The sequence below is a fragment of the Halalkalibacter flavus genome (assembly GCF_036663575.1).
Classification (GTDB): Bacteria; Bacillota; Bacilli; order Bacillales; family Bacillaceae_D; genus Halalkalibacter; species Halalkalibacter flavus.
This window is the reverse complement of the sequence record NZ_JAWRVK010000425.1, coordinates 1-235: the sequence shown is the minus strand read 5'-3', so window position 1 is coordinate 235 and position 235 is coordinate 1. Positions and strand designations below refer to the sequence as shown.

Annotated in this window: 1 protein-coding gene; it reads right to left on the bottom strand. The window is 47.2% G+C overall.

Annotated features, from left to right (window positions below; all coding sequences use genetic code 11):
- Positions 1 to 220, bottom strand: a 220-nt coding sequence (locus SAY88_RS26270; protein WP_431308940.1) for a trypsin-like serine protease, incomplete at its 3' end; no start/stop codon positions are given.
- Positions 221 to 235 lie beyond the last annotated feature (15 nt).

The window sequence follows — 235 nt, the reverse complement described above, 5'->3', positions numbered from 1 at the left end:
ATTGCAAGTAGTATGACACATTGGTGTTGACTCCCGGCCTTCCGTCGGAATTACCACACTCAGCAGGTCCGTAAGACACAACTGCCACGAAGATGTATCTGTTAACGTCTGGGTCCAACCAGATCACTGGGCCACCGGAGTCACCCCTGCATGTGTCTTTTTTCGGCGTGTATGTGCAAATTCTTCTTCCATCATAGGAATTGCAAGTCATAACAGACATGACTTCAATATCTAC